21 protein-coding genes and 4 pseudogenes are annotated in these 18,889 nt (G+C 57.4%); 14 read left to right on the top strand and 11 right to left on the bottom strand.

The genetic code is table 11. From position 1 onward, the window contains the following. Positions 1-21: 21 nt before the first annotated feature. The 3 genes and pseudogenes from NDI76_RS20965 to NDI76_RS20975 form a co-directional block, all read right to left on the bottom strand. Positions 22-444: a DUF7985 family protein gene (locus NDI76_RS20965; protein WP_310926245.1), complete on the bottom strand. Its 423-nt coding sequence runs from the start codon at positions 442-444 to the stop codon at positions 22-24. Positions 445-972: 528 nt separating this feature from the next. Continuing rightward, positions 973-1,146, bottom strand: coding sequence for a hypothetical protein (locus NDI76_RS20970; RefSeq protein WP_310926131.1), 174 nt, complete (start codon positions 1,144-1,146; stop codon positions 973-975). A 189-nt stretch (positions 1,147-1,335) separates the two neighbouring features. Then, positions 1,336-1,990 (bottom strand): annotated as a pseudogene (locus NDI76_RS20975) (trimeric intracellular cation channel family protein). Between the two features lie 1,001 nt (positions 1,991-2,991). Here NDI76_RS20975 and NDI76_RS22740 point away from each other — a divergent pair. From NDI76_RS22740 to NDI76_RS20990, 4 genes and pseudogenes are all read left to right on the top strand, one after another. Next, positions 2,992-3,549 carry a response regulator gene (locus NDI76_RS22740; protein WP_425498403.1) on the top strand — a complete coding sequence of 186 codons (558 nt, stop codon included), beginning with the start codon at positions 2,992-2,994 and terminating at the stop codon, positions 3,547-3,549. A 5-nt stretch (positions 3,550-3,554) separates the two neighbouring features. Beyond that, positions 3,555-3,896, top strand: a pseudogene (locus tag NDI76_RS22745) (GAF domain-containing protein); the annotation flags it as partial. A 598-nt stretch (positions 3,897-4,494) separates the two neighbouring features. After that, complete coding sequence (locus NDI76_RS20985) at positions 4,495-6,375, top strand: glycoside hydrolase family 15 protein (protein ID WP_310926132.1); 1,881 nt, start codon at positions 4,495-4,497, stop codon at positions 6,373-6,375. Positions 6,376-6,709: 334 nt separating this feature from the next. Further along, on the top strand, positions 6,710-7,171 hold the full coding sequence (locus tag NDI76_RS20990) for a permease (protein ID WP_310926133.1): 462 nt from the start codon (positions 6,710-6,712) through the stop codon (positions 7,169-7,171). A 517-nt stretch (positions 7,172-7,688) separates the two neighbouring features. On the opposite strand, the gene NDI76_RS20995 is transcribed toward NDI76_RS20990, so the two are convergent. Beyond that, positions 7,689-8,039 (bottom strand): four-helix bundle copper-binding protein, encoded by a 351-nt coding sequence (locus NDI76_RS20995; RefSeq protein ID WP_310926134.1) that lies wholly within the window; start codon positions 8,037-8,039, stop codon positions 7,689-7,691. A 406-nt stretch (positions 8,040-8,445) separates the two neighbouring features. On the opposite strand from NDI76_RS20995, the gene NDI76_RS21000 reads away from it, so the two are divergent. Together NDI76_RS21000 and NDI76_RS22750 are read left to right on the top strand one after the other, a co-directional pair. Continuing rightward, entirely contained in the window at positions 8,446-9,201 is a 756-nt protein-coding gene (locus tag NDI76_RS21000) for a DUF4396 domain-containing protein (protein ID WP_310926135.1), read from the top strand. Positions 9,202-9,271: 70 nt separating this feature from the next. Next, positions 9,272-9,499, top strand: coding sequence for an ArsR family transcriptional regulator (locus NDI76_RS22750; RefSeq protein ID WP_425498404.1), 228 nt, complete (start codon positions 9,272-9,274; stop codon positions 9,497-9,499). A gap of 43 nt (positions 9,500-9,542) precedes the next feature. Here the strand turns inward: NDI76_RS22750 and NDI76_RS21005 are convergent, their stop codons facing one another. Continuing rightward, the gene (locus NDI76_RS21005; protein ID WP_310926136.1) at positions 9,543-9,791 is read right to left on the bottom strand and encodes a hypothetical protein; all 249 of its coding nucleotides are present in this window, start codon (positions 9,789-9,791) and stop codon (positions 9,543-9,545) included. 691 nt (positions 9,792-10,482) lie between these two features. Further along, positions 10,483-10,818, bottom strand: coding sequence for a hypothetical protein (locus NDI76_RS21010; protein ID WP_310926137.1), 336 nt, complete (start codon positions 10,816-10,818; stop codon positions 10,483-10,485). Positions 10,819-10,923: 105 nt separating this feature from the next. On the opposite strand from NDI76_RS21010, the gene NDI76_RS21015 reads away from it, so the two are divergent. The 5 genes and pseudogenes from NDI76_RS21015 (at position 10,924) to phaC (ending at position 13,577) form a co-directional block, all read left to right on the top strand. Then, the gene (locus tag NDI76_RS21015; protein WP_310926138.1) at positions 10,924-11,067 is read left to right on the top strand and encodes a hypothetical protein; all 144 of its coding nucleotides are present in this window, start codon (positions 10,924-10,926) and stop codon (positions 11,065-11,067) included. A 75-nt stretch (positions 11,068-11,142) separates the two neighbouring features. Beyond that, positions 11,143-11,442, top strand: a pseudogene (locus tag NDI76_RS21020) (site-specific integrase); the annotation flags it as partial. Positions 11,443-11,582: 140 nt separating this feature from the next. Next, a complete protein-coding gene (locus NDI76_RS21025) occupies positions 11,583-12,047 on the top strand; it encodes a YHS domain-containing protein (protein WP_310926139.1) in 465 nt (154 codons plus the stop codon). 21 nt (positions 12,048-12,068) lie between these two features. Beyond that, positions 12,069-12,221 carry a hotdog family protein gene (locus tag NDI76_RS21030; protein ID WP_310926140.1) on the top strand — a complete coding sequence of 51 codons (153 nt, stop codon included), beginning with the start codon at positions 12,069-12,071 and terminating at the stop codon, positions 12,219-12,221. Between the two features lie 24 nt (positions 12,222-12,245). Beyond that, positions 12,246-13,577 (top strand): annotated as a pseudogene (gene phaC / locus NDI76_RS21035) (class III poly(R)-hydroxyalkanoic acid synthase subunit PhaC). 89 nt (positions 13,578-13,666) lie between these two features. Here phaC and NDI76_RS21040 read toward each other — a convergent pair. From NDI76_RS21040 to NDI76_RS21060, 5 genes are all read right to left on the bottom strand, one after another. Next, a complete protein-coding gene (locus tag NDI76_RS21040) occupies positions 13,667-14,629 on the bottom strand; it encodes a cation diffusion facilitator family transporter (RefSeq protein ID WP_310926141.1) in 963 nt (320 codons plus the stop codon). 157 nt (positions 14,630-14,786) lie between these two features. After that, the gene (locus NDI76_RS21045) at positions 14,787-15,377 is read right to left on the bottom strand and encodes a cupredoxin domain-containing protein (RefSeq protein WP_310926142.1); all 591 of its coding nucleotides are present in this window, start codon (positions 15,375-15,377) and stop codon (positions 14,787-14,789) included. A gap of 9 nt (positions 15,378-15,386) precedes the next feature. After that, entirely contained in the window at positions 15,387-15,755 is a 369-nt protein-coding gene (locus NDI76_RS21050; protein ID WP_310926143.1) for an SHOCT domain-containing protein, read from the bottom strand. Between the two features lie 126 nt (positions 15,756-15,881). Next, a complete protein-coding gene (locus NDI76_RS21055; protein WP_220619881.1) occupies positions 15,882-16,103 on the bottom strand; it encodes a hypothetical protein in 222 nt (73 codons plus the stop codon). Between the two features lie 99 nt (positions 16,104-16,202). Beyond that, the gene (locus NDI76_RS21060; RefSeq protein WP_233340660.1) at positions 16,203-16,367 is read right to left on the bottom strand and encodes a hypothetical protein; all 165 of its coding nucleotides are present in this window, start codon (positions 16,365-16,367) and stop codon (positions 16,203-16,205) included. A gap of 238 nt (positions 16,368-16,605) precedes the next feature. Here NDI76_RS21060 and NDI76_RS21065 point away from each other — a divergent pair, with 238 nt between their 5' ends. Genes NDI76_RS21065 through NDI76_RS21075 form a run of 3 tightly spaced genes read left to right on the top strand, consistent with a single transcriptional unit; the run spans position 16,606 to position 18,810 of the window. Next, positions 16,606-17,331, top strand: a complete 726-nt coding sequence (locus NDI76_RS21065) for an ABC transporter ATP-binding protein (protein ID WP_310926144.1) — start codon at positions 16,606-16,608, stop codon at positions 17,329-17,331. Next, positions 17,324-18,061, top strand: coding sequence for an ABC transporter permease (locus NDI76_RS21070; protein ID WP_310926145.1), 738 nt, complete (start codon positions 17,324-17,326; stop codon positions 18,059-18,061). Before NDI76_RS21065 ends, NDI76_RS21070 begins: the two co-directional genes overlap by 8 nt. Continuing rightward, positions 18,058-18,810 (top strand): ABC transporter permease, encoded by a 753-nt coding sequence (locus NDI76_RS21075; protein WP_142980813.1) that lies wholly within the window; start codon positions 18,058-18,060, stop codon positions 18,808-18,810. Before NDI76_RS21070 ends, NDI76_RS21075 begins: the two co-directional genes overlap by 4 nt. Positions 18,811-18,889: the final 79 nt, after the last annotated feature.

The following is an 18,889-nucleotide window of genomic DNA, read 5'->3' on the forward strand; positions in this document are numbered from 1 at the left end:
GTGATGAGATTGGGAAGTCGCCTACCAGGGAGTGAGATTAACGCAGTCAGCCAGTGGAAGACTCATCATTGACCCGGCGACCGTGTATAACGGGCCGAGGACGAGGAGAATGACGGCAGACTTCATCGCCGAGCGCTTGTGGCGTTTGAGCCCCTTCTTCTGCTCCGAATTGAGGGTAAACATCTCGATGAGGGAGTCGGCCTGCCAGACGACGGCAAGTCCGACGATGCCAAGCCCAGTAGTCAGCTGGAAGAACCCCTCAATCATACTCGGAAGCTTGTCGGCACTACAGACCGCGCTCGTCTGTGCCGCAGCGGGGTGAACGGCAAACAGGCTCAACAACATGAGGGTGAGGATAGCCTGTCTAGAACCAGTGCTCGTTAGTAGGGAGTGACTGTTAGTACGATTCTCAGACGTCTGGGAGGAAGTACTGTCCTGTGACATAGTACGTGAATTGTGCTCTGTGTGTTCGGCGAGTGCTGCACGATCGTTGGAGTGATTGGTCTCGGTAGGGGTTCCGACATCCATGTACTCCCGCGTGCGGACTTGGGTGAGAAGGTCACGGAGGTTCTCTGAATCGACATCGTGAACCGTCATCGCCTCGCCGAGTAGAGGGCGACAGAGAGTAGACGCGTTGACGCGGTTGTCCCACTCACGGTAGGAACCATCGATGTTGTCGGTGGTAGCTAACCGAGTTCTCATTTGTGCAGGTATGCACCGGCTGAGTTGCGGCACATATCGAGAGCGTATTTTGGCACGTGATAAGTAATTTCTGTATTTAGAGAGTGTATATCAGAATGGTTAATAAGATAGTTACGACTAAAATCATCGGCATGCGGTTAACCAACGGTACAGAGAGGAGTTTGTCTGGGTGTTGGTTAAGGACGGGTAGTCGATTGATTCGCCCACATCAACTCAGAATCAAGTGACATTGAGTGTCTGATGTTGTGGTGGTACGCACCGTCAAGGCGCTTAGTAGTGCTTGCAGTCGTTGTGGAGGTGTTGCTGGACCGTTTTCTCCTCGAACTCGAATAGCTCTGAGATTGCATCCAGCGTGTATCCTAATTCGGCCGCACAGCGCATTTCAGTGCATTCATCTGCGTCTACAGGTTCATCGCTATCCTTGATTTCTGCGTCGGTGTACATACTCAACCATTGGGGTACAGGGAGAATGGGATTGTGCGTAGATGTATAGCGACTCATCGGTTACATCGCTATAGGATAAAATAAGAAGAAACAACAAATTCGGGGACTATGTACATACCAACTATTCAGTATGTATCCCAACTAGTTGAACCCTCCCTCCGCTAGTCCCTCTTACCATTGAATACCGATTTACTGTTCGACGAGTCCTAGACCCTGTACTGTTGGAAGGTTCCAGTCACGAGTGACTGCAGCTAGCCGCGTTAGCACGGTAACAGCCGCGCAGATTCCAGCGGCAGTACTTTCGGTGACACCGGCAACCCCCGCTAAAAAGTACGTACTTCCACCCAGAACCGCACAGCTCGCATAGAAATCGTCAAAGAGAATAAACGGGGACCGATCCAGAAGGATATCGGCGAACGCACCACCACCCTGCATTGATCGTCGCAATCGCAACAACACCAAATGCTGAAACGCCCACATCGGTGGCAACGATGGCACCAGTTGTGGTAAACGCGGCGAGTCCGATAGCGTCCGCGATAAGCGTAATTGGATGCCTATCGGGAGACGCAAGGACGAAACCCAGTACGATTGCTAAGCCGACTCCGAGCAGCCCCAGTGCGATTTCGATCGGAGATTGAAGTGCTAACGGAACTTGCGCCACGAGGAGATCGCGCGTCGCTCCGCCAGCGAATGCCATCGTCAGTCCGACGACGGTAATTCCGAGCAGGTCAAATTCCTCGCGGATTGCCTTCGATGATCCGACGAGAGCGAACGCAAGTAACCCGATCGTGTTCATCACTGCGAACGGATTGCCAAACAATACTCCGAGGAGGCCCTGACCCATTGTTTGCTCCTAGGAGAACGAATCCCTGGAGTCCTCCGAGATTCTAGGTTTCTCCCAGTTCACTGCTTCTTATGTACGTTATCAGTACGGTCTGAGCTGAGCGATTTCTGGGAGTGCAATATTGGTGTGTCAACTGTTTTGTGACCCACTGCCAGGACAGATAAATGGACGAAGAAGCCTCGTTCCAATATGATTGTCTGAGGTTGATTCGCTACCTAACGTTGCGATGAATATCTTCAAGCCTTACTAAGGCGCCAAGCAGACTGGTGTCGACGATATTAGTAGTTTTACAGTGGAATCACCAGCCCTCACAGTTGTTCCATATGGGGTGCCTCTGAATAACAAGGGCTGATGCAAATTAACTGATGATAACACACTACAGAGGGATTTCTATTCCCATTGCACCTGTGCCACCCAGTAGTAGATGGGTCGGGATGCAGATTGGGGGCAGTCTCAGTGACCATGCGCTTTGTTGCATTCTGCAGCGTGAGGATACCAGAGAGACGGGCAAAGAACTATTTCAATCCCTAAGTTCACCATTAGATGCATAAAATTCGCAACCTATAAATACTCCATCAACAGCCTGATGGTTGGGATTGGATGGGTCAATTAACAAAGATACCAGAAACTGCGGAATCGACAGTGGTGGCCTGCTCAACATGCGGGGGAGCACGCGAACACCGAGTCACAGCCACAATTCAGACAATACTGTCCTGTGAGAGGGCGATCGCAGATGGCGGACATCCTCCGGAACAGCACGTGAAGATCCTGAAGTGTAATGACTGTGGGGACTGGATACGGGTCAAAGTAGCCTGAGTCTTCGCTTTAAGACGCAAGAGGGCTGGCGAACCGAGAGGCAGATTCCCTCTTGCGAGAGATGATATGAAACACTATTAGATAGGTCTATTTGCCATTAATATGGGAGTGCGTGTTCTCTTATCAATGATTGCTCGTCTGTTCTGCTCGTTGGAACGAGCGACTGGGTTGCCCGGTTTGCTACGATGCTCGAAACACGAACAGATGCGACCGTCCGAAGAGTTCGAACCGAATCGGAGGCGTTGGCAGCCTATCGAAACCAGACTACGGATTGTTTCATCTGCGCGTACGAACTCGATGACGCGACTGGACTCCAAACTACTCCGAGAAATCCGTACCGAAACCCCACGCTTCCGGTGATATTGGGCGCGTCCACCGGAAATGAAGCGATCGCTAGCGAAGCTATCGGGGCGGGGGTAACCGATTACGTCGCGCTCACGGATGTGGGTGACCAGATGATCTCGGAGTTGCTAGATCGAACGGAACGCACGATCCGTTCTGCGCAGCGATCGGCCACACGAGAGGAACGCGCGAGACAGTTCGACGCAATTTTCAATGATTCGCGGACGGCAACGTGGGTGCTCGATCCAGATGGTTCACTCGTTCGCGTGAATCAGACCGCACAGGAGATGAGCGACGAAGACATCGACGTCCTCGTCGGCGAGCTGTTCTGGACGCTTCCGTGGTTGATCACGGCGTCTTCGTCGTGGGGTCGAATGAGGTTGGGATCTTCGACGACGTGACCAGAGAGTTAGCCAACATGCTCGCGGCGACCGGCAAGGTGACGATGGTCTCGAACGTCGCCGCGGGCCTTCGCGAGGAAGCGTGGCGAAAGGACGCGCTGGCCCGGGATTACCTCTCCGTGCTGAGCATCCCCCTCGTATACAACGACCTCACGCACGGATTGCTCACGGTCTACGCGCCGACCCGAGACGCGTTCGATGACACGGCGAAGGCTATTCTGGCCGAACTCGGCGAGACCATCGCGTCGGGGCTCAGCGCGATCGAACGAAAGAACGCACTGCTCACCACGTCGATGACTCGCGTCAAGTTCGCGGTCGACGACTCGGCGTTCGTCCTCTCGCGGCTCGGGGACGCAGTTCGTACGGAGCTCGAAAATCGGGACATCACGTGGCGCAACGCGGCTTCCATCGTCGCGCTGTCCCGAATCGCGGAGCGCACGAAGCGCTCGGGCTCTGGCCGTAGACCGAGGGGACCCACTGCCGTTGCAGATCGTCCTGCTGGTTCCACCCGTGGGAGCACTCGCGAGCGTCGCGACGCTCGTCCTCGCCGGATCGGCGTGGCGACGGGGAGTCTGGAGTCGTCCGATGCGGGTCCAGTATACCGCGGTCGGCATCGCTGGCGTGGTCTTCGCCCTCGTGCTCGGATACTGGAACCTCCTGTGGTACCAGATGTGACGGTGAGCAGTCACGACCGAGAGCTGCTCTCTACTGGGACGACGTCGACGAGTTCGGCATCGAGGATTCGAACCTCACATCACTTGCCGAGTAGTTATGGGATAAGCGATATTCAAGGGAAAAGTAACTCAAGGTTGAGAAGGTGAAGTCTGTTCATCACAGCCGTTAGTGACGCCGTGAGAGGCGACGAGTCGGCCCACCGAAAAGAGCTGTGAAAGGTAGTGGCCAAAACCCATGTGTACCATCCCGACGCACGTCAAACTACACAGCATGGACTACAAGCCGATATCGGCGTACGGAGCCGTCGGCAACCAGAAGACAGTGGCGTTAGTCGGTCGCGACGGTTCAGTCGACTGGTGTTGCTTCCCGCACGTCGAGAACGCGAGCGTCTTCGCGCGTATCCTCGACGCCGAGCGAGGGGGGCACTTCACCGTCCAACCGGCTGGCTCGTTCTCCTCGACACAGCGATACGTTCCCCGAACGAACGTCCTCGAAACGCGGTTCCAGACGGCGACCGGCCAGGCGACGCTGACGGACTTCATGCCCGTCCCGGATGCAATCCGTGATGAGGGCGTTCCGAACGGAACTCTCCTCCGAAAGGTGACCTGCACCCACGGGCGACTTGACCTCAAGGTCGAGTTCGAACCGCGATTTGACTACGCTCGGACGGTCCCGACCGTCGAGACGACCGACCACGGCGTCGTCACGACTGGGAACAATGAGTCTCTTTCCCTCTCCACTCCCCTGCCGCTCCGTGTCGACGGCGCCTCGGCAGAGGCCTTGACTATGCTTGAGGAGGGTGAGACGCGCTGGCTCGTCGCTGGGTACGGGCACGAACCCGAGATACGGCCTGACGCGCACCAGACGTTGCTGGAACGGGTCGTCGATCGCTGGCAGGACTGGGTCGATATCGGCTTGGACCGGCGTAACGATCCGGTCGGCGGATACTGGCAGGATGTCGTCGTCCGGTCAGCACTGACGCTAAAACTGCTCATCCATGACGACACCGGCACCATCTGCGCTGCCCCAACGACCTCGCTCCCCGAGGATATCGGCGGCATTCGTAACTGGGACTACCGGTTCAATTGGATTCGCGACTCGGCGTTCACTGTCCGGGCGCTGTCAGAGTTGGGCCACGTCGACGAGGCCAAGGAGTACTTCGACACCTGCCTGCGCCACTGCGCTGACAACGACCCTGCTGATGTACAGCCCGTTTTTGGGTTACACGGTGACACCGATCTCGAGGAGGAGACGCTCGAGCACCTCTCCGGTTACCAGGGATCGCGTCCCGTTCGAGTCGGTAACTCAGCGGCCGATCAGACCCAGCTCGACGTGTACGGTGAGCTGATCCACGGGGTGTACGCGACCGCCCAGTACGGGGCGGAGATAACCGATGAGAACTGGGCTGTGATGAAAGACCTATTAGACTACGTATGTGGTGCGTGGTCCGAGCCCGACGTCGGTATCTGGGAGATGCGCGACGACCCCCAGCAGTTCGTCTACTCGAACGTGATGTGCTGGGTCGCGCTCGATCGAGGAATCGCCATAGTCGAGGAGACAGAGTTCGACGGAGACGTCGAGTGCTGGCGAGAGGCCAGACGAGCCATAAAAGAGGACGTGCTCAAATATGGGTACGACGAGGACGTCGGGAGCTTTGTTCAGGCGTACGACAACCGGATACTCGATGCAACGAGTCTCCTCATCCCAATACTGGGCTTCTTGCCAGCCGACGACGAGCGCGTCCAGTCGACTATCGACGCGACACTAGACCGGATCACGACCAACGGACTGGTCGCCCGCTATGAGGGAAACGATGGACTCCCGGGCGAGGAAGGGGCGTTCGTCATGTGTTCGTTCTGGCTGGTCACGGCACTCTCCCTCTCGGGTCGCATCACGGAGGCACGGGAGACCTTCCGACAGGTGATGCGGTACGCGAGTCCCCAAGGGTTGCTTGCCGAGGAGGTAGATCCGGCTACCGGGGAACTCCTCGGGAACTACCCACAGGCGTTCAGCCACATCGGCCTCATCAATGCTGCTCTCCACCTGCAGGAGGCCGAGACCGACGCGGATGACCCGTCGGCGTCAGCGACGACCGGCGCCAAGCAGTCAAGCGGCGTGAATACTTCGACCCGGGCTGAGAGGGAACGGTAATAGTATTCGGACAGGCATACCACGATGAACGATACCACGAGAGTTGACACACGACGGAGGACGAACCGATGACCGACCACAACGACGACATGGGTGGCGGCTTGGGGAGATGATTCTCAATCACCCCGTTAAGGAAAAGAGGATCTAGTACGGAGTCATCTCGCTCGGCTACTAGTTGATTTTCAGCCCGTTTACCTTCAGCTACGAGAGTGTTCTGCTGACTTAGAGCGACGCGATCACCGAGAGTCTGCTCGTCGTCCTAAGCGGAATCACGCTTCTGCGTGACAATCCTTGGGCGTCGTACGCGAACGGGTTCGTCGGGGTCTGGCTGTTGATGGCACCGCTAGTGTTTCACGCTCCGACTGCAGAAGCGTACGATACCCTCGTCGGCATCCTTGTAATCACGTTCCCAATAAGTCTCCCGTTCGATGCCGTCCTCTACACCAACGGCTTGCCGTTTGGATCGGTGCTCTCGTACATCTATGCGAGCCTCATCGTCCCGCCGGTCATCAACGCGTACCGGGAGTACTACGGCACGAAGTTCGCGGCCATCCTCTGTGGAATGATCTCCGTTTCCGCCGTGCTCACGGGCTTTGTCATTCACTTCATCTTCCTTGGGGCAGGGGTCATTCCTGACCCATCAAGCGTCCAGATTGCAGAGGTAAAGATCGAGATGAACTACAAGATGGTCTTGAACGTCCTCGCACCGGTGTTCTTCCTATTTCTCTACTGGCTTCATTGCTCAGGCTCGATTGGAGATGAAGAACACGACGAGCACGCTCACACCACCGACTAACGCTCTCGGTCTCTCTCGTTCCGTCGGTCAGCATCTTTGTCGTGCCAGTAGTCGGTGATCGTGGTGACGAGCTCGTCAATGGACCTGACGCCACGGGCAGGGACAGACATCCCGCGATCCCGACAAAATAGTACTTGCACCCAATATACAACGGCTGGTGAGAACGGGGAACACGGACGTAGCTCATCTTGAGTTCAGCACCCATAACGATGGTACCAAACGGTTCTAGTTCGCGGTAGCGATTGATTCTGCTGCAAGTCGTCACTCGGATAGATTCGAGTTAGCACCCCCGTCCTCGTACTCGTCAGTTGGGTTGTCAGGCGGCACGTCGGCGACGAGCGTTCTGTCGATAAACGTCCCTACGAATGTCGAGACAGAGATTACATTTGTGTCGGTTGATGAGACTCGAGATTGAGTAGATGATAAACACGCTCAATAAGTTTCCCGAGGTTACCTCTCACGAAGTCTTTGTGAGTCTAAAAAATCGTGGGGGAGCGTTCGAGGTGTCGCCGAGCGATTAGCTCATCGCCGAGACCATCTCTCGGCAGGCATCGGCGCACTCGCGGAGTTTCTCTTCGGTGACTTGGCAATGCTCTGCGTCGTGCTTCGCGCACTCGTCAGCACACTGCTCAGACGCGTCGGCGCACAGTTCTGCGGTCCGCGTGTGGAAGGTCGACTCGCGGGAGCAGAAACGCCCGCACTGCGTCGCGAGATCCGCGACGTCGCGGCAGAGGCGCGCGCAATCCTGCATCTCCTCGCTGCCGGTGCACTGATCGGCGCACCACTCGGTCGCCTGCGCGGCTTCGAAGCAACTGTCGACGCATCGTTCCATCTCGTCGGTCAGGTGGTCTATCTCTGAAACTGCCATCGCACCTCGAACAACGGACGCCTTGTTTAACCCAGTTTAGGCTAACGAAACGAACTCGCTCGGCGGCTCTACCTCGGTTCCTAAATTCGGGGGTTATCGATGATTTGTGGGTAAACGGGTTTCGTGTGAAACCGGTAGGACCTTTTGGGTTTCGGGCGGCCGTATTACCACCGCCGTACGTCGCTCGCGTGCCGTCTCGGACAGCGTACGCTTCCGCCATCGGAACCGTCGTTTCGCCGTCGACGCCGTGACTGGGCTTGTATTCGAAACCGACGAGGAGAATTTTCGGCGGTTCGTTAGCCGCAATCACTGAAAGGATACGGCGAGTACCTACTATCGCACCAACCGACGACGTTCGGCGCGCGAGAGGCGCGCCGAACAGAACCAAAGGATACAAACTGAACACATGGTACTACAACAACTGCTCGCAGTCGTACTCCAGAACTCGCTGCTACCGCGGTGGCTCGCACAGTTCGGAAAACAAATAGAGCACGCGTTCGCGCCCATCAGAGCCGTTCTCAAACCCATTCTATCCAGTCCCGTTACGGCCGGAATCTGGGCGATTCTGGTGGTGTCGTCGCTCGCCGTCCTCTGGTGGGACATCCGGAAACGGAATCAGGCGCTCCCGTCGATGATGAAGTTCGTCTGGACGCTGACCGTCCTCTACTCGGGCCCCATCGGTCTCGCCATCTACTGGTGGTCCGGGCGGACGCAGATAGCCCACGACTCGTTCTGGCGGCGCGGGTCCCGTTCGACGAGTCACTGCTACTCCGGATGCGGACTGGGCGAAATCGTCGGCATCACCCTCGCGCAGGGCATCCTCGCGTTCAACATCCTCTGGGTGGTGCTCATCACCTTCGGATTCGCGTACCTGTTCGGCTACGCGCTCAACATCGGGCCGCTGATGCAGGAGGGTATGGGTTTCCGCGAGGCGACGTGGGACGCATTCCTCAGCGAGACGCCGAGCATTACCATCATGGAAATTGCCGCCATCTCAACGGATCTCCTGTTGGCCGGCACCGCCGGCATAGGGAGCATCCTGTTCTGGATGGCAATGGCGTTCTCGCTGTCCATTGGGTTCATCGCCGCCTATCCCATCAACGCGGGTCTCATCTCCCTCGGCGTGAAGGAGGGGATGATGAACCCCAAGGAGATGGATTAGAGCGCTATCCCTGTACAGACATCCGATTCGGGTCTCCTCCCCATATGATAAATACGAGTGCCTGATCAAAATGACCCGAGAAAACTCAGAACTCAGAGATCTTCCTCCCAGCGCAAAACTGGTGTACAAAACGCTTGAATATACCGGAGAATCAACTCAGCAGCAGATTATCAAGGAATCACAGCTCTCGCCGAGAACTGTTCGTAACGCCCTACAGCGATTGAAGGAGATTGACGCTGTGACAGAGGATGTTTTTATTCCCGACGCCAGAAAATCGATATATCGAATAGTTAATTAGTGACAGAGACAGCCTGAAGACCCAGAACGTGTTCGCGTACTCGTTAGACCCCCTGCAGGGTATCAAAGACTCGAGTCCGAAATACGTAGAGAAGAGCTATGAAGACGCCGAGGACAACGATTCCGAGAGAACCGATGACAAATCCAGAGATACCGAGGACAAGAACTAATACAGCCCATAGATTCGATTCGAGGCTGGACAGCTTCTCCACTCCGTCGAAATACACCCAGAAGGAGAGGAGAGTAACTAAGAAGCTACCTCCGTTGACGACTATCTGAGGGAGGGCAACCATTCACAGAATATGACAGACTCCTCACACATGTATCTGCTTATAGAACGACATGTAGCTCCCCTGTACTAAGCGGTCGGTTCTCGACGATGGTTGCGAAGTAGAGAGTGCAAATTTAGCATGAAGTTCTTGGTTTCCTTTGGAATGACAAAGAGTTGATAACTTCATAGTAACTTTTTATGATATGGTTCCCCCCTCCACAGCACCTACCTTCATCCTCGCCGGAATCACGCTTACTGGTTCGTCGCTTTGGCTACTGTGGACTCGTAAAAAACCTTGGATAAGAGGCTTCAGACTCTCGTTACAGGGTTCGCATTGGTTGGAGTAGTCACGTTATTGTATTTGACGCTTCTTCGCTTCGGCTACTTTGACGCACTCTTGTATTCGAGGTCTGGGTTTTCCGAGTCAATTCCACTATGGCGTGTTCTCCCGGCTATCGGCGCAGAAATAGCAAGCATTCTTGTTCTCTCTTTCGTCCTTCTTCGGCGCAAGATTGGTCGAAAGCACAGGAGAATGATGGCTCACTGAACTCTTTGCCGAGTACAAGATACACAGGCGGTATTGAACGGCCAGTCTACGAGAAGCGATTACGAAGTAAGGTTTACTGAATGAGAAGTCCAAGTGATTATTACTGACGTGCCTGCCTTCACAACCTCGGAGGATGGATTTGATGCGTGCCTTATTTTCAACCCGACTAAAGATGGATGAGGGAAGTCTGTAGGTTCTGTACTGTGCTACGTTGAGAAATCCCGCAGAACGACTCGTTAGAAGATACCCAGAATAAATCCGATACCATCACGATGAGGATTGTCGCCGTGAACCCTGGCAGATACTCCGCATAGTCTTCAAGTCGATCCTCGTAACGCTGGTAGCCAGCCACGAGTACCAGCGTCACACCGACGAGTGACGTAATGACGGCCAGCGAGTAGAGGAGGATCAGGTCGAGACAACAGGCCAAGCCGGTGTAGATCGCAATAATATCGAACTCCTCGTTGTGGGTGAATCCGAGGGCGAACGCGAGGGGTGCCATCCCGTAGAGCCCCCGATCCGACGTCTCCTCGAGATTGTCGTGAGAGTGGGAATGGTCCGACTGGCCCGCGAACGGAACTATTCGCCGACCCCTAGCAATCCATCCTTGGGTATCGTCGTCAACGTGGCATTGATCGTGGTCGTGGGTGTGATCGTCGTTCTCGTGGTGGTCACTGTGGTCGTCATCGTGATCTGGTACGGTGTGATCGTGTCCATTGAACTATTGCCAGATTCCGAGGGCGATGAGTAGCGTCCCGACGACGTAGTTCATTCAGGGAATCTGGGTGAGGCTGAAATACGAGAGCGCCCAGAAGTAGACGACCACCTCGATGAGGTCATCCACCGGCCTTCGATCACGACGGACTGCGCTCAGTAAATTCTACATCGACTCTTGGATGCCGCAGAAATCGACATCGCCCACCCGAAACACGACTACTTCGCTCCTCACGCCGGTCGACGAGGCATGGGAGAGGTCCTCGTCAGAGCGTTCGGCTACACGGTCGCAACTCGATATCTCGACAACTCGGAGGAGATGGTTCGCGAGCGCTATTCCCACATCGAGGCAGGGGAACTTGGAGACGTGGCGACTGAAACTCTCAACGAGGTTGACCACATAGGGAAATGATCGCCTTCTACAGTTGCTCTCGGTTGGCGCTGCGAGCGACACGTCGTTGATAGTGAGTGAACACGTTATTCTCTAGCAGACCGACTGAACGATTCCGACCCCGACCCCGTCCGTGAACGAGCCATCAATTCAGCGTACCCATGCCAGTTGACCCCGTGTGTGGGATGGAAATCCCACCCGAATCTGCCGAAGCGACAACCGAGTACGAAGGTGAGTCGCTCCACTTCTGCTCGAACGACTGCCAAGCGTTGTTCGATAGCGCTCCCGAGAAGTACGTCGAGATGCCGCACCCCCATCTCATCGAGACAGGCGGTGCTATCATCCCTCGTCTGCCATACGGCCGTGCGAAAGGTGAATTCGACATCGATATCGCAGATCCCACGCCGCTCCAGGAGGGCGACAGCGTCAGTTTCTCGAAGGAGATTACGGATGACGACGTCCGGAAGTTCGCCGAGGCGACCAGCGATACGAACGCCCTCCACCTCAACGACGCGTTCGCAGAGAAGACACGGTTCGGCCACCGGATCGTCCACGGGACACTCGTCTCTGGACTGATTAGCGCGGCACTGGCGTGCTTTCCCGGGCTCACAATCTACATCTCGTAGAACCTGGAGTTCCAACAGCCCGTGGACATCGGCGAAACACTGACCGCTCGATGTAAAATCGTCGACGAACTCGACGGTGCCCGGTATCGCCTCACCACTGGGATCGAGAACGACGCCGACGAAATCGTGTTGGATGGAACGGCGACGGTTCTGATCGATCCTATCCCGGAGTGATCACCAGCACGTTCGACACCAGTGATGACAATGCACCCATTTACAGCGCCTCTCGAATTGCAGCGTCGAACGCTCGAATGAGGCGCAGATGCCGTCGAGACGATGCGTCTCCTTCCGGAGCGAATCGACGACCTCGCCTCAGTCGAGGTCGGCCAGACGCCAAGTGAGGTCATCCATTCGGAGAATAAACTCGACCTCCTGCACTACGAGGCCCTGACCGACGCCCGACACGACGCGCCCCTGCTCGTCGTCTACGCGTTGATCAACCGACCATATATCCTCGACCTCCAGCCGGACAAGAGCGTCGTACGACAGTTTCTTGAGGACGGCTTCGACGTCTATCTCATCGACTGGGGGGAACCGTCCCGACTCGACGCGTCGCTGACGCTGGGAGACTACGTGAATCGATACATCGACAACTGCGTCGATGTCGTCCGCAATCGAACTGAAACTGACGAAATCAATGTCCTCGGTTACTGCATGGGCGGGACGCTGAGCACGATGTACGCGGCGCTCCATCCGGAGAAGGTCCGTAATCTCGGCCTCATGGCGACGGGGTTGTGTTTCGACGATACGGGTGGTATCCTCGAACAATGGGGAAGCGAGGAGTACTTCGATCCAGGAGCGATTACCGAGACGTACGGAAACGTCCCGGCGGAGTTTCTTGCGACGGGGTTCGCCCAGATGAATCCCATCGAGAATTACGCCGGGAAGTACACGATCCTGTTCGATAATCTCGACGATAAGACGGCGGTCAAGAACTTTGGCAGGATGGAACGCTGGGTGCGCGATGGGGTTGACGTTGCTGGTGAGGCCTACCGCCAGTTCATCGAGGAGATTTACCAGGAGAACGCGCTCTACCAGAACGAGCTCGTCTTGGACGGCGACCACGTCGACATCGGGAACCTCACGATGCCGGTGTTACAGATTATCGGCTCGTTCGACCACCTCATCCCGCCGGAGGCGAGCAAGCCCTTCACCGAGGTTATTCCAAGTGAGGACACCGACATATACGAATTCCCGACCGGCCACATCGGGATGGCGGTCTCAGGGAAGGCTCACGCGGAACTGTGGCCCCGCGTTGCAACGTGGTTCCGGGAGCGACCGATAACACAGACTGAGGTGTCGGCCACGATCAGCCACGGTGAAGCTAAAGCAGAGGCTGACCAGGATCAGTCGTTGCAGACGGTCGACGGGATCGGTCCGACGTATGAGGAGCGTCTCCACGATGCAGGGATCACGACGGTGACGCAACTCGCTGGTGAAGAAGCTACTTCTCTCGCCATTCGGCTCGGGCTGAGCGAGTCACGGGTTGCCTCTTGGATCGAGCAAGCGAGACAAATGACGACCGACTAAAGCCGTGGATTGCTGATAACCAATCAGTTGAGAGCACACTGCGAGCAATAGACGGGCGTGGATTCGCCTCTTGGAGTGTTCACCTTGTATCAGTGGGCGTGGGAGCTAAGATGGGTTCGACGGTCGCCGTATGCCGGGCTCAATTCGATGGTGGCGTGATCAACTCCGTGCTCCTCGAGGACGTGATGGATTTGTTGGGTGACTGTGTCGGCCTCGCTCATCGTCTCGACTGACGTTTCGACGTGTGCCGTCGCGACCGTGATCTGACTACAGATCTGCCACGCGTGCCAGTCATCAATGTGGTCGACACCGTCGACGGCTTCGATATCCTCCCGGACGTGCTCGGGCTGGAACGGTGTCTTCATGAAGAAGATAGCGCCGCTTCCACGCAGGACCTTCCCGGCAGACCACAGGACGATGCCAGCGATAAGCGCAGCAGCGATCGGATCGATGACGGTGATTCCGGTGACTTCGACCACAACAACGGAGATGATGACGGCGATCGACCCGCCAGCGTCCCCGAGGAGATGATAGAACGCGCCCTTCTCGTTGAGACTCATCTCCCCACCCTGGAGGATGAAGACGCTGCCGACGTTCACTGCGAGCCCGCCGATTGCGATTACGATCGTCGGGACCGTCCCGATCTCGATCGGGGTCAGGAACCGCTGATAGGACTCCCAGAGGATGTACCCGACCATTGGGATGAGCAAGACGCCGTTGAGGAAGGCAGCCAGCGGTTCGAGCCGGTGGAGCCCGTACGACCACCACTCTGACCCCTCGTATCTATCCGCGACGTAGGAGGCGGTAAACGCCATCACGTACGCCAGCGCGTCGAATAGCATGTGGACGGCGTCGCTGATGAGCGCAACAGAGCCGAAGAGGAGTCCCCCAGCGAGTTCAACGACGAAGCCGACGATGTTGATGGCGGAGACGAGTGCCAGCTTTCGACTGCTAGCCGACCCCCCGTGCCCGTGGCCAGGATCGTGATCATGCGAGTGTCCATGGGCTTTGTCCCCGTGATCGTGATGCGCGACGCCACTCTCGTCGGTCATTCGTGACAGGTCGTACTCGAACGAGGTTTATTAAACACCGTATCAGTTATCCGGCCACCTATCCACAATATCTAGCATATTATTGGCACAAAATTAGCAACCACGGCTGCATTCTCGGTTCCGGGAAGTGTGTTTCGTGGTCAGGTTGTTAGTCCCATCATCTGATAACGATGCCACCGTCGATTTCCATGTACGGGTGTCCATAGCCACAGTAGGTCAGGCAACTCAGCGTGTAATCGCCCCGTTGCGTCGCCCCTAACTGTCGAATGATGGGTCTGGTGGCATTTTGCGGAAGTGCAACCGGGTGCATCATCATTCCGCCGCCCATGTGAACCTGTCCGGAGGGCGTGATCGCGAGACTGTGGTCTGGGTACTGCTCATTTGCTTCTTCGAGTAGCTCGTGGAAGTCGCCGTCGGCCGGGGCCGGGATGCGTTCCTCGTTTCGTTCTTCGAGGGCCTCGTGGTCGGGAAGGGCGTCTCGAATCGACGCTGGGAGGGATTGGACGGCCTGACTCGCGAGCGTGTTGAACGATACGACACGGAGAACATCGTTCCGTTGCAGTCTGATGCGGTCCTGTTCCTCGCCGGACTCGTCGACGATGATGAAGCCCCAGTGATACGCGCCGACGTATATCGTTCGATCGACCCCGCCGCTGCTTCCCGGGAGATTCCCGACGCAGCCCGAGAGACTTGCGAGCCCAGCTCCGAGTGCAGTGAGAAACTCACGTCGCTGTACTGTCGGGGACATGATTGCAGACTACTGCGACTCCTCGCGGGTGAGTTTCGCACGCCGTTCCTCGAACTCCTCGTCGGAGAGATCGCCGCGTGCGTACGCCACTCGGAGCTCTTCGAGTGCCCTATCAGTGGTTAGCGACGACCCGACCCCACCGACAAGGCCGCGATAGAGGAGGTAGCCGATGCCGACGAGGACGACGAGCCAGACGAGCATCATCCCGACGCCCCACAGTGGCGAGAGGCCGCCGGCCGTGCCACCGCCCCACCACCAGCCCATCATCCCCATCATTGGAGCAGCGAAAACCATCATTAACATCGGAAACAGGACGATCACTGCGAGGACGATCAGGACGATTCGGAGCAGGCCGTCGGACGTGCGCTCTGTCGACATGGGTAACCACTACTGACTTCGCCGGCTGCATTCATAAAGTTGGACGACCAGTACTGCTCCATTGGTGGTTCTTAGACTGGACGGCGGCCAATACATCGCTCTGTGTCTTGATTGGGGTGAGTCCACTCAGCAGCAGTCGGGGTCGTCGGGCGACCACTCGCACGCGTTGCCAGTCGTCAAGTTGTTTTCGTCAACGTAGGTCGAGAGACACGCGTAGTTGCAGAAGTAGGTCGGCGACCCGCAGTCGTCGGTACAGTCGCGCACACAGATCGGGTCGTGGTCGAAGATACGCGACCCGCAGTAGGCGCACGTCTCATCAACGTTGGGGAGTTCGACAGTCGTAGACATACCTGTGCTACGGGCACGAGTCAAAAACGTATTTCGCCAGCTGACCATCGATATACTCCACCTCCGGGCTGAAGGCGGTGTGTGAGTGACAAGGAACAACTAGAACTCGATCGCACCGATCATCGGCTCGCCGACGCACTTCGGGCAGACATCGGTGTCGTATTTCTCCATACAGTGTCGGTGGCAGGAGATCCCGCAGTGCTCGCAGACGAACACCTCGTCGTCGCGAGCGCATTCCGAGTCACAGATGTAGCACTGAACCATGGATACTCGAACGTTAACTCGCAAGCCGCATCAACGCTATGCTCGGCGCCTGATAGGTGGCTGATCTTCATCACGGTTACCGACCAAGTCTACTCCTGTTTGGAGACAAAATGAATGCCAAATCGTTGGCTACCCATTGCTCTCTTCGGGATACAACCCGATCTCTGGGTACTTTGACGGAGTTAACTTTCGATTCTTAACAACAATTCGATTGAATGAGTAGAACGTCTTTCTACGTATGGACACGACCACGGCGCCCACGGAGACGCTCGGTGGTAGCAAGACGCTCGTTCGAGGCAACGCCCTCGAGAAAACCTACGGGTCACGACTCCCGTTGGGACGGTCGACACCCGTTCTCACCGGTGCGGATATCGAGGTCCATGCTGGCGAGATCGTCGGCATCGTCGGCGAGAATGGGTCGGGCAAGTCCACGCTGATGAAGATTCTCGTCGGGGTTCTCGACCACGACGCGGGCACGGTCCAACGGCATGGAACCGTCGGATGGTGTCCGCAGGAACCCCTGCTCTACGATCGGTTGACCGTCTCAGAAACGTTCCGGCTGTTCGGCGCTGGCTACGACATGACGCGCGAGAAAATCGACGCGGCGAAGCAAAGACTGGCGGACGAACTCGACTTCGAGCAGTACCTTGACTACCGGATCGACCAGCTCAGCGGCGGGAACCGACAGAAGGTCAACCTCAGTGTCGCGTTGATGCACGACCCGGATGTCCTCATGCTCGACGAACCCTACACGGGGTTCGACTGGGAGACTTACCTGCGATTCTGGGACATGGCCCAGGACCTCGCGAACGACGGCACTGCCGTCGTCATGATCTCCCACCTAATTGAGGAGCGGAGTCGACTCGATCGCGTCTTCGAGGTGCGAGACGGACTGGTTCACGACGTGACCGACGAAGAGACCGAGAGCGGACTCAGGAGCGACCCGGAGGGGGAACATGAATAGGTTCGTCGTCGGCGTTCGGGCGAACCTCCAGACGTTTGTCCGGACGCCCCTGAACGTCGTCCTTGCGCTGGTGCTCCCGCTCGTGGTCATCGAGGGGTGGGGCCAGGCGATGGCCGGACTGCCGTCAATGCCGACCGTCGAGGGGATTCCGCTCGACCTGGGACGCCTCCTCGGCGCGATCTTCGGCGTCGCCATCATCGCCGGGCTGATGGGACTGGTCCAGATGATCAGTGCCCGGGAGGCTGACCGACGGCTCGTTCAGACCGGGTACGCGCCACGAACGCTGCTCGCGACGCGGCTGGCGACTCTCGCGGGTGTCACGATCGTCGTCGCGGGGGTGAACTTCGGCGTCCTCTGGCTGACGATCGACGTCGAAGCACCCCTGTTTGTGTTCGCGTTCCTCGCGCTCGCGGGCGTCGTCTATGCTTTCCTCGGTGCGCTCGTCGGCGCAGTGCTTCCGCGACTGTTCGAGGGGTCGCTCGTCGTCGTCTTCCTCGCGATGATGGACGCGTTCCTCAGTGGCGACAGCCCGCTCGCCGCGGACGTCCCCGAGTTCGTCCAGTACTTCCCGTTGTATCATCCGAAGGAACTCCTCCAGTCGGCCGCCTTCGACGGTACGTTCGCTGCGGGTGACCTCGTCTTCGTCGGCGGGTACCTTCTCGTGTTGCTCGTCCTCGTGACTGCCGTATTCGGTGCGACGATGCGCACGGCCGGGGGGTGGTCAGCGTGAACCGAACGGCCACGGCGTTCGGTATCGGGCTCCGGGAACACGCCCGCAACTACGTCCTCGTGGCGCTCCTGGTCGTCCTCCCAGTGTCGTTCATCACGCTCGCCTTCGCGGTCACCCAGGACGTCCAGATGCCGGTCCGGACGGTCGTCGACGGCGAGACGACGACCGTGATGCGGGGGATGCCCGAGGTCCACGGCGTGATCATGACACCGATCACGAGTTCGTTCATCGCCGGCCTCGCCGGTCTATTCCTAATGCGCGAGGCGAGAGACACGGACGGCCGCCTCGCTGTCGTCGGCTACCGAGCACGGCAGGTCATCGCCGCACGGTTCGGCGTCCTTGCAGTCATCACGCTTGTCGTGGTCGCTGTCTCCGTCGGGGTGATGCTCATCGACTTCCAGCCCGAACAGCTGTGGTGGTTCGTCGCCGCGATGCTCGTCCTTTCAGTTACCTACGGACTTATTGGGATGCTCGTCGGCGCCGCCTTCAACCGCCTCGCGGGCCTGTGGATTATGTTGATCCTCCCGATGATCGATATCGGGCTTTTCCAGGACCCGCTGTTCGTCCAGTCTGAACCCGAGTGGTGGATGAAACTCTTCCCGGGCTACCATCCCGTCCGCGTGATGGTCGATACCGGACTCACGACGGACCTGGACACGGCTGCGTCGCTCGGCTGGGGGGCCGGCTATCTCCTCGTCGTCGGACTCCTCGCCGTGTGGGTGTACTACCGCGGAACTCGAACGACGTGACGACGCGCTCGAACGAAGGTGGTATCCGCGGCCGGACGGATCGATCGAGGGCACCCGACGCGATTCGCTGACTTACCGA

The organism is Halogeometricum sp. S1BR25-6 (genome assembly GCF_031624495.1).
Lineage (GTDB): Archaea > Halobacteriota > Halobacteria > Halobacteriales > Haloferacaceae > Halogeometricum > Halogeometricum salsisoli.

Bases quoted from the DNA above. Each gene is read 5' to 3' on its own strand.
- NDI76_RS20965 (WP_310926245.1), bottom strand. From the start codon at position 444: ATGTCACAGGACAGTACTTCCTCCCAGACGTCTGAGAATCGTACTAAC.
- NDI76_RS20970 (WP_310926131.1), bottom strand. From the start codon at position 1,146: ATGTACACCGACGCAGAAATCAAGGATAGCGATGAACCTGTAGACGCA.
- NDI76_RS22740 (WP_425498403.1), top strand. From the start codon at position 2,992: ATGCTCGAAACACGAACAGATGCGACCGTCCGAAGAGTTCGAACCGAA.
- NDI76_RS20985 (WP_310926132.1), top strand. From the start codon at position 4,495: ATGGACTACAAGCCGATATCGGCGTACGGAGCCGTCGGCAACCAGAAG.
- NDI76_RS20990 (WP_310926133.1), top strand. From the start codon at position 6,710: ATGGCACCGCTAGTGTTTCACGCTCCGACTGCAGAAGCGTACGATACC.
- NDI76_RS20995 (WP_310926134.1), bottom strand. From the start codon at position 8,039: ATGGCAGTTTCAGAGATAGACCACCTGACCGACGAGATGGAACGATGC.
- NDI76_RS21000 (WP_310926135.1), top strand. From the start codon at position 8,446: ATGGTACTACAACAACTGCTCGCAGTCGTACTCCAGAACTCGCTGCTA.
- NDI76_RS22750 (WP_425498404.1), top strand. From the start codon at position 9,272: ATGACCCGAGAAAACTCAGAACTCAGAGATCTTCCTCCCAGCGCAAAA.
- NDI76_RS21005 (WP_310926136.1), bottom strand. From the start codon at position 9,791: ATGGTTGCCCTCCCTCAGATAGTCGTCAACGGAGGTAGCTTCTTAGTT.
- NDI76_RS21010 (WP_310926137.1), bottom strand. From the start codon at position 10,818: ATGGCACCCCTCGCGTTCGCCCTCGGATTCACCCACAACGAGGAGTTC.
- NDI76_RS21025 (WP_310926139.1), top strand. From the start codon at position 11,583: ATGCCAGTTGACCCCGTGTGTGGGATGGAAATCCCACCCGAATCTGCC.
- NDI76_RS21040 (WP_310926141.1), bottom strand. From the start codon at position 14,629: ATGACCGACGAGAGTGGCGTCGCGCATCACGATCACGGGGACAAAGCC.
- NDI76_RS21045 (WP_310926142.1), bottom strand. From the start codon at position 15,377: ATGTCCCCGACAGTACAGCGACGTGAGTTTCTCACTGCACTCGGAGCT.
- NDI76_RS21050 (WP_310926143.1), bottom strand. From the start codon at position 15,755: ATGTCGACAGAGCGCACGTCCGACGGCCTGCTCCGAATCGTCCTGATC.
- NDI76_RS21055 (WP_220619881.1), bottom strand. From the start codon at position 16,103: ATGTCTACGACTGTCGAACTCCCCAACGTTGATGAGACGTGCGCCTAC.
- NDI76_RS21060 (WP_233340660.1), bottom strand. From the start codon at position 16,367: ATGGTTCAGTGCTACATCTGTGACTCGGAATGCGCTCGCGACGACGAG.
- NDI76_RS21065 (WP_310926144.1), top strand. From the start codon at position 16,606: ATGGACACGACCACGGCGCCCACGGAGACGCTCGGTGGTAGCAAGACG.
- NDI76_RS21070 (WP_310926145.1), top strand. From the start codon at position 17,324: ATGAATAGGTTCGTCGTCGGCGTTCGGGCGAACCTCCAGACGTTTGTC.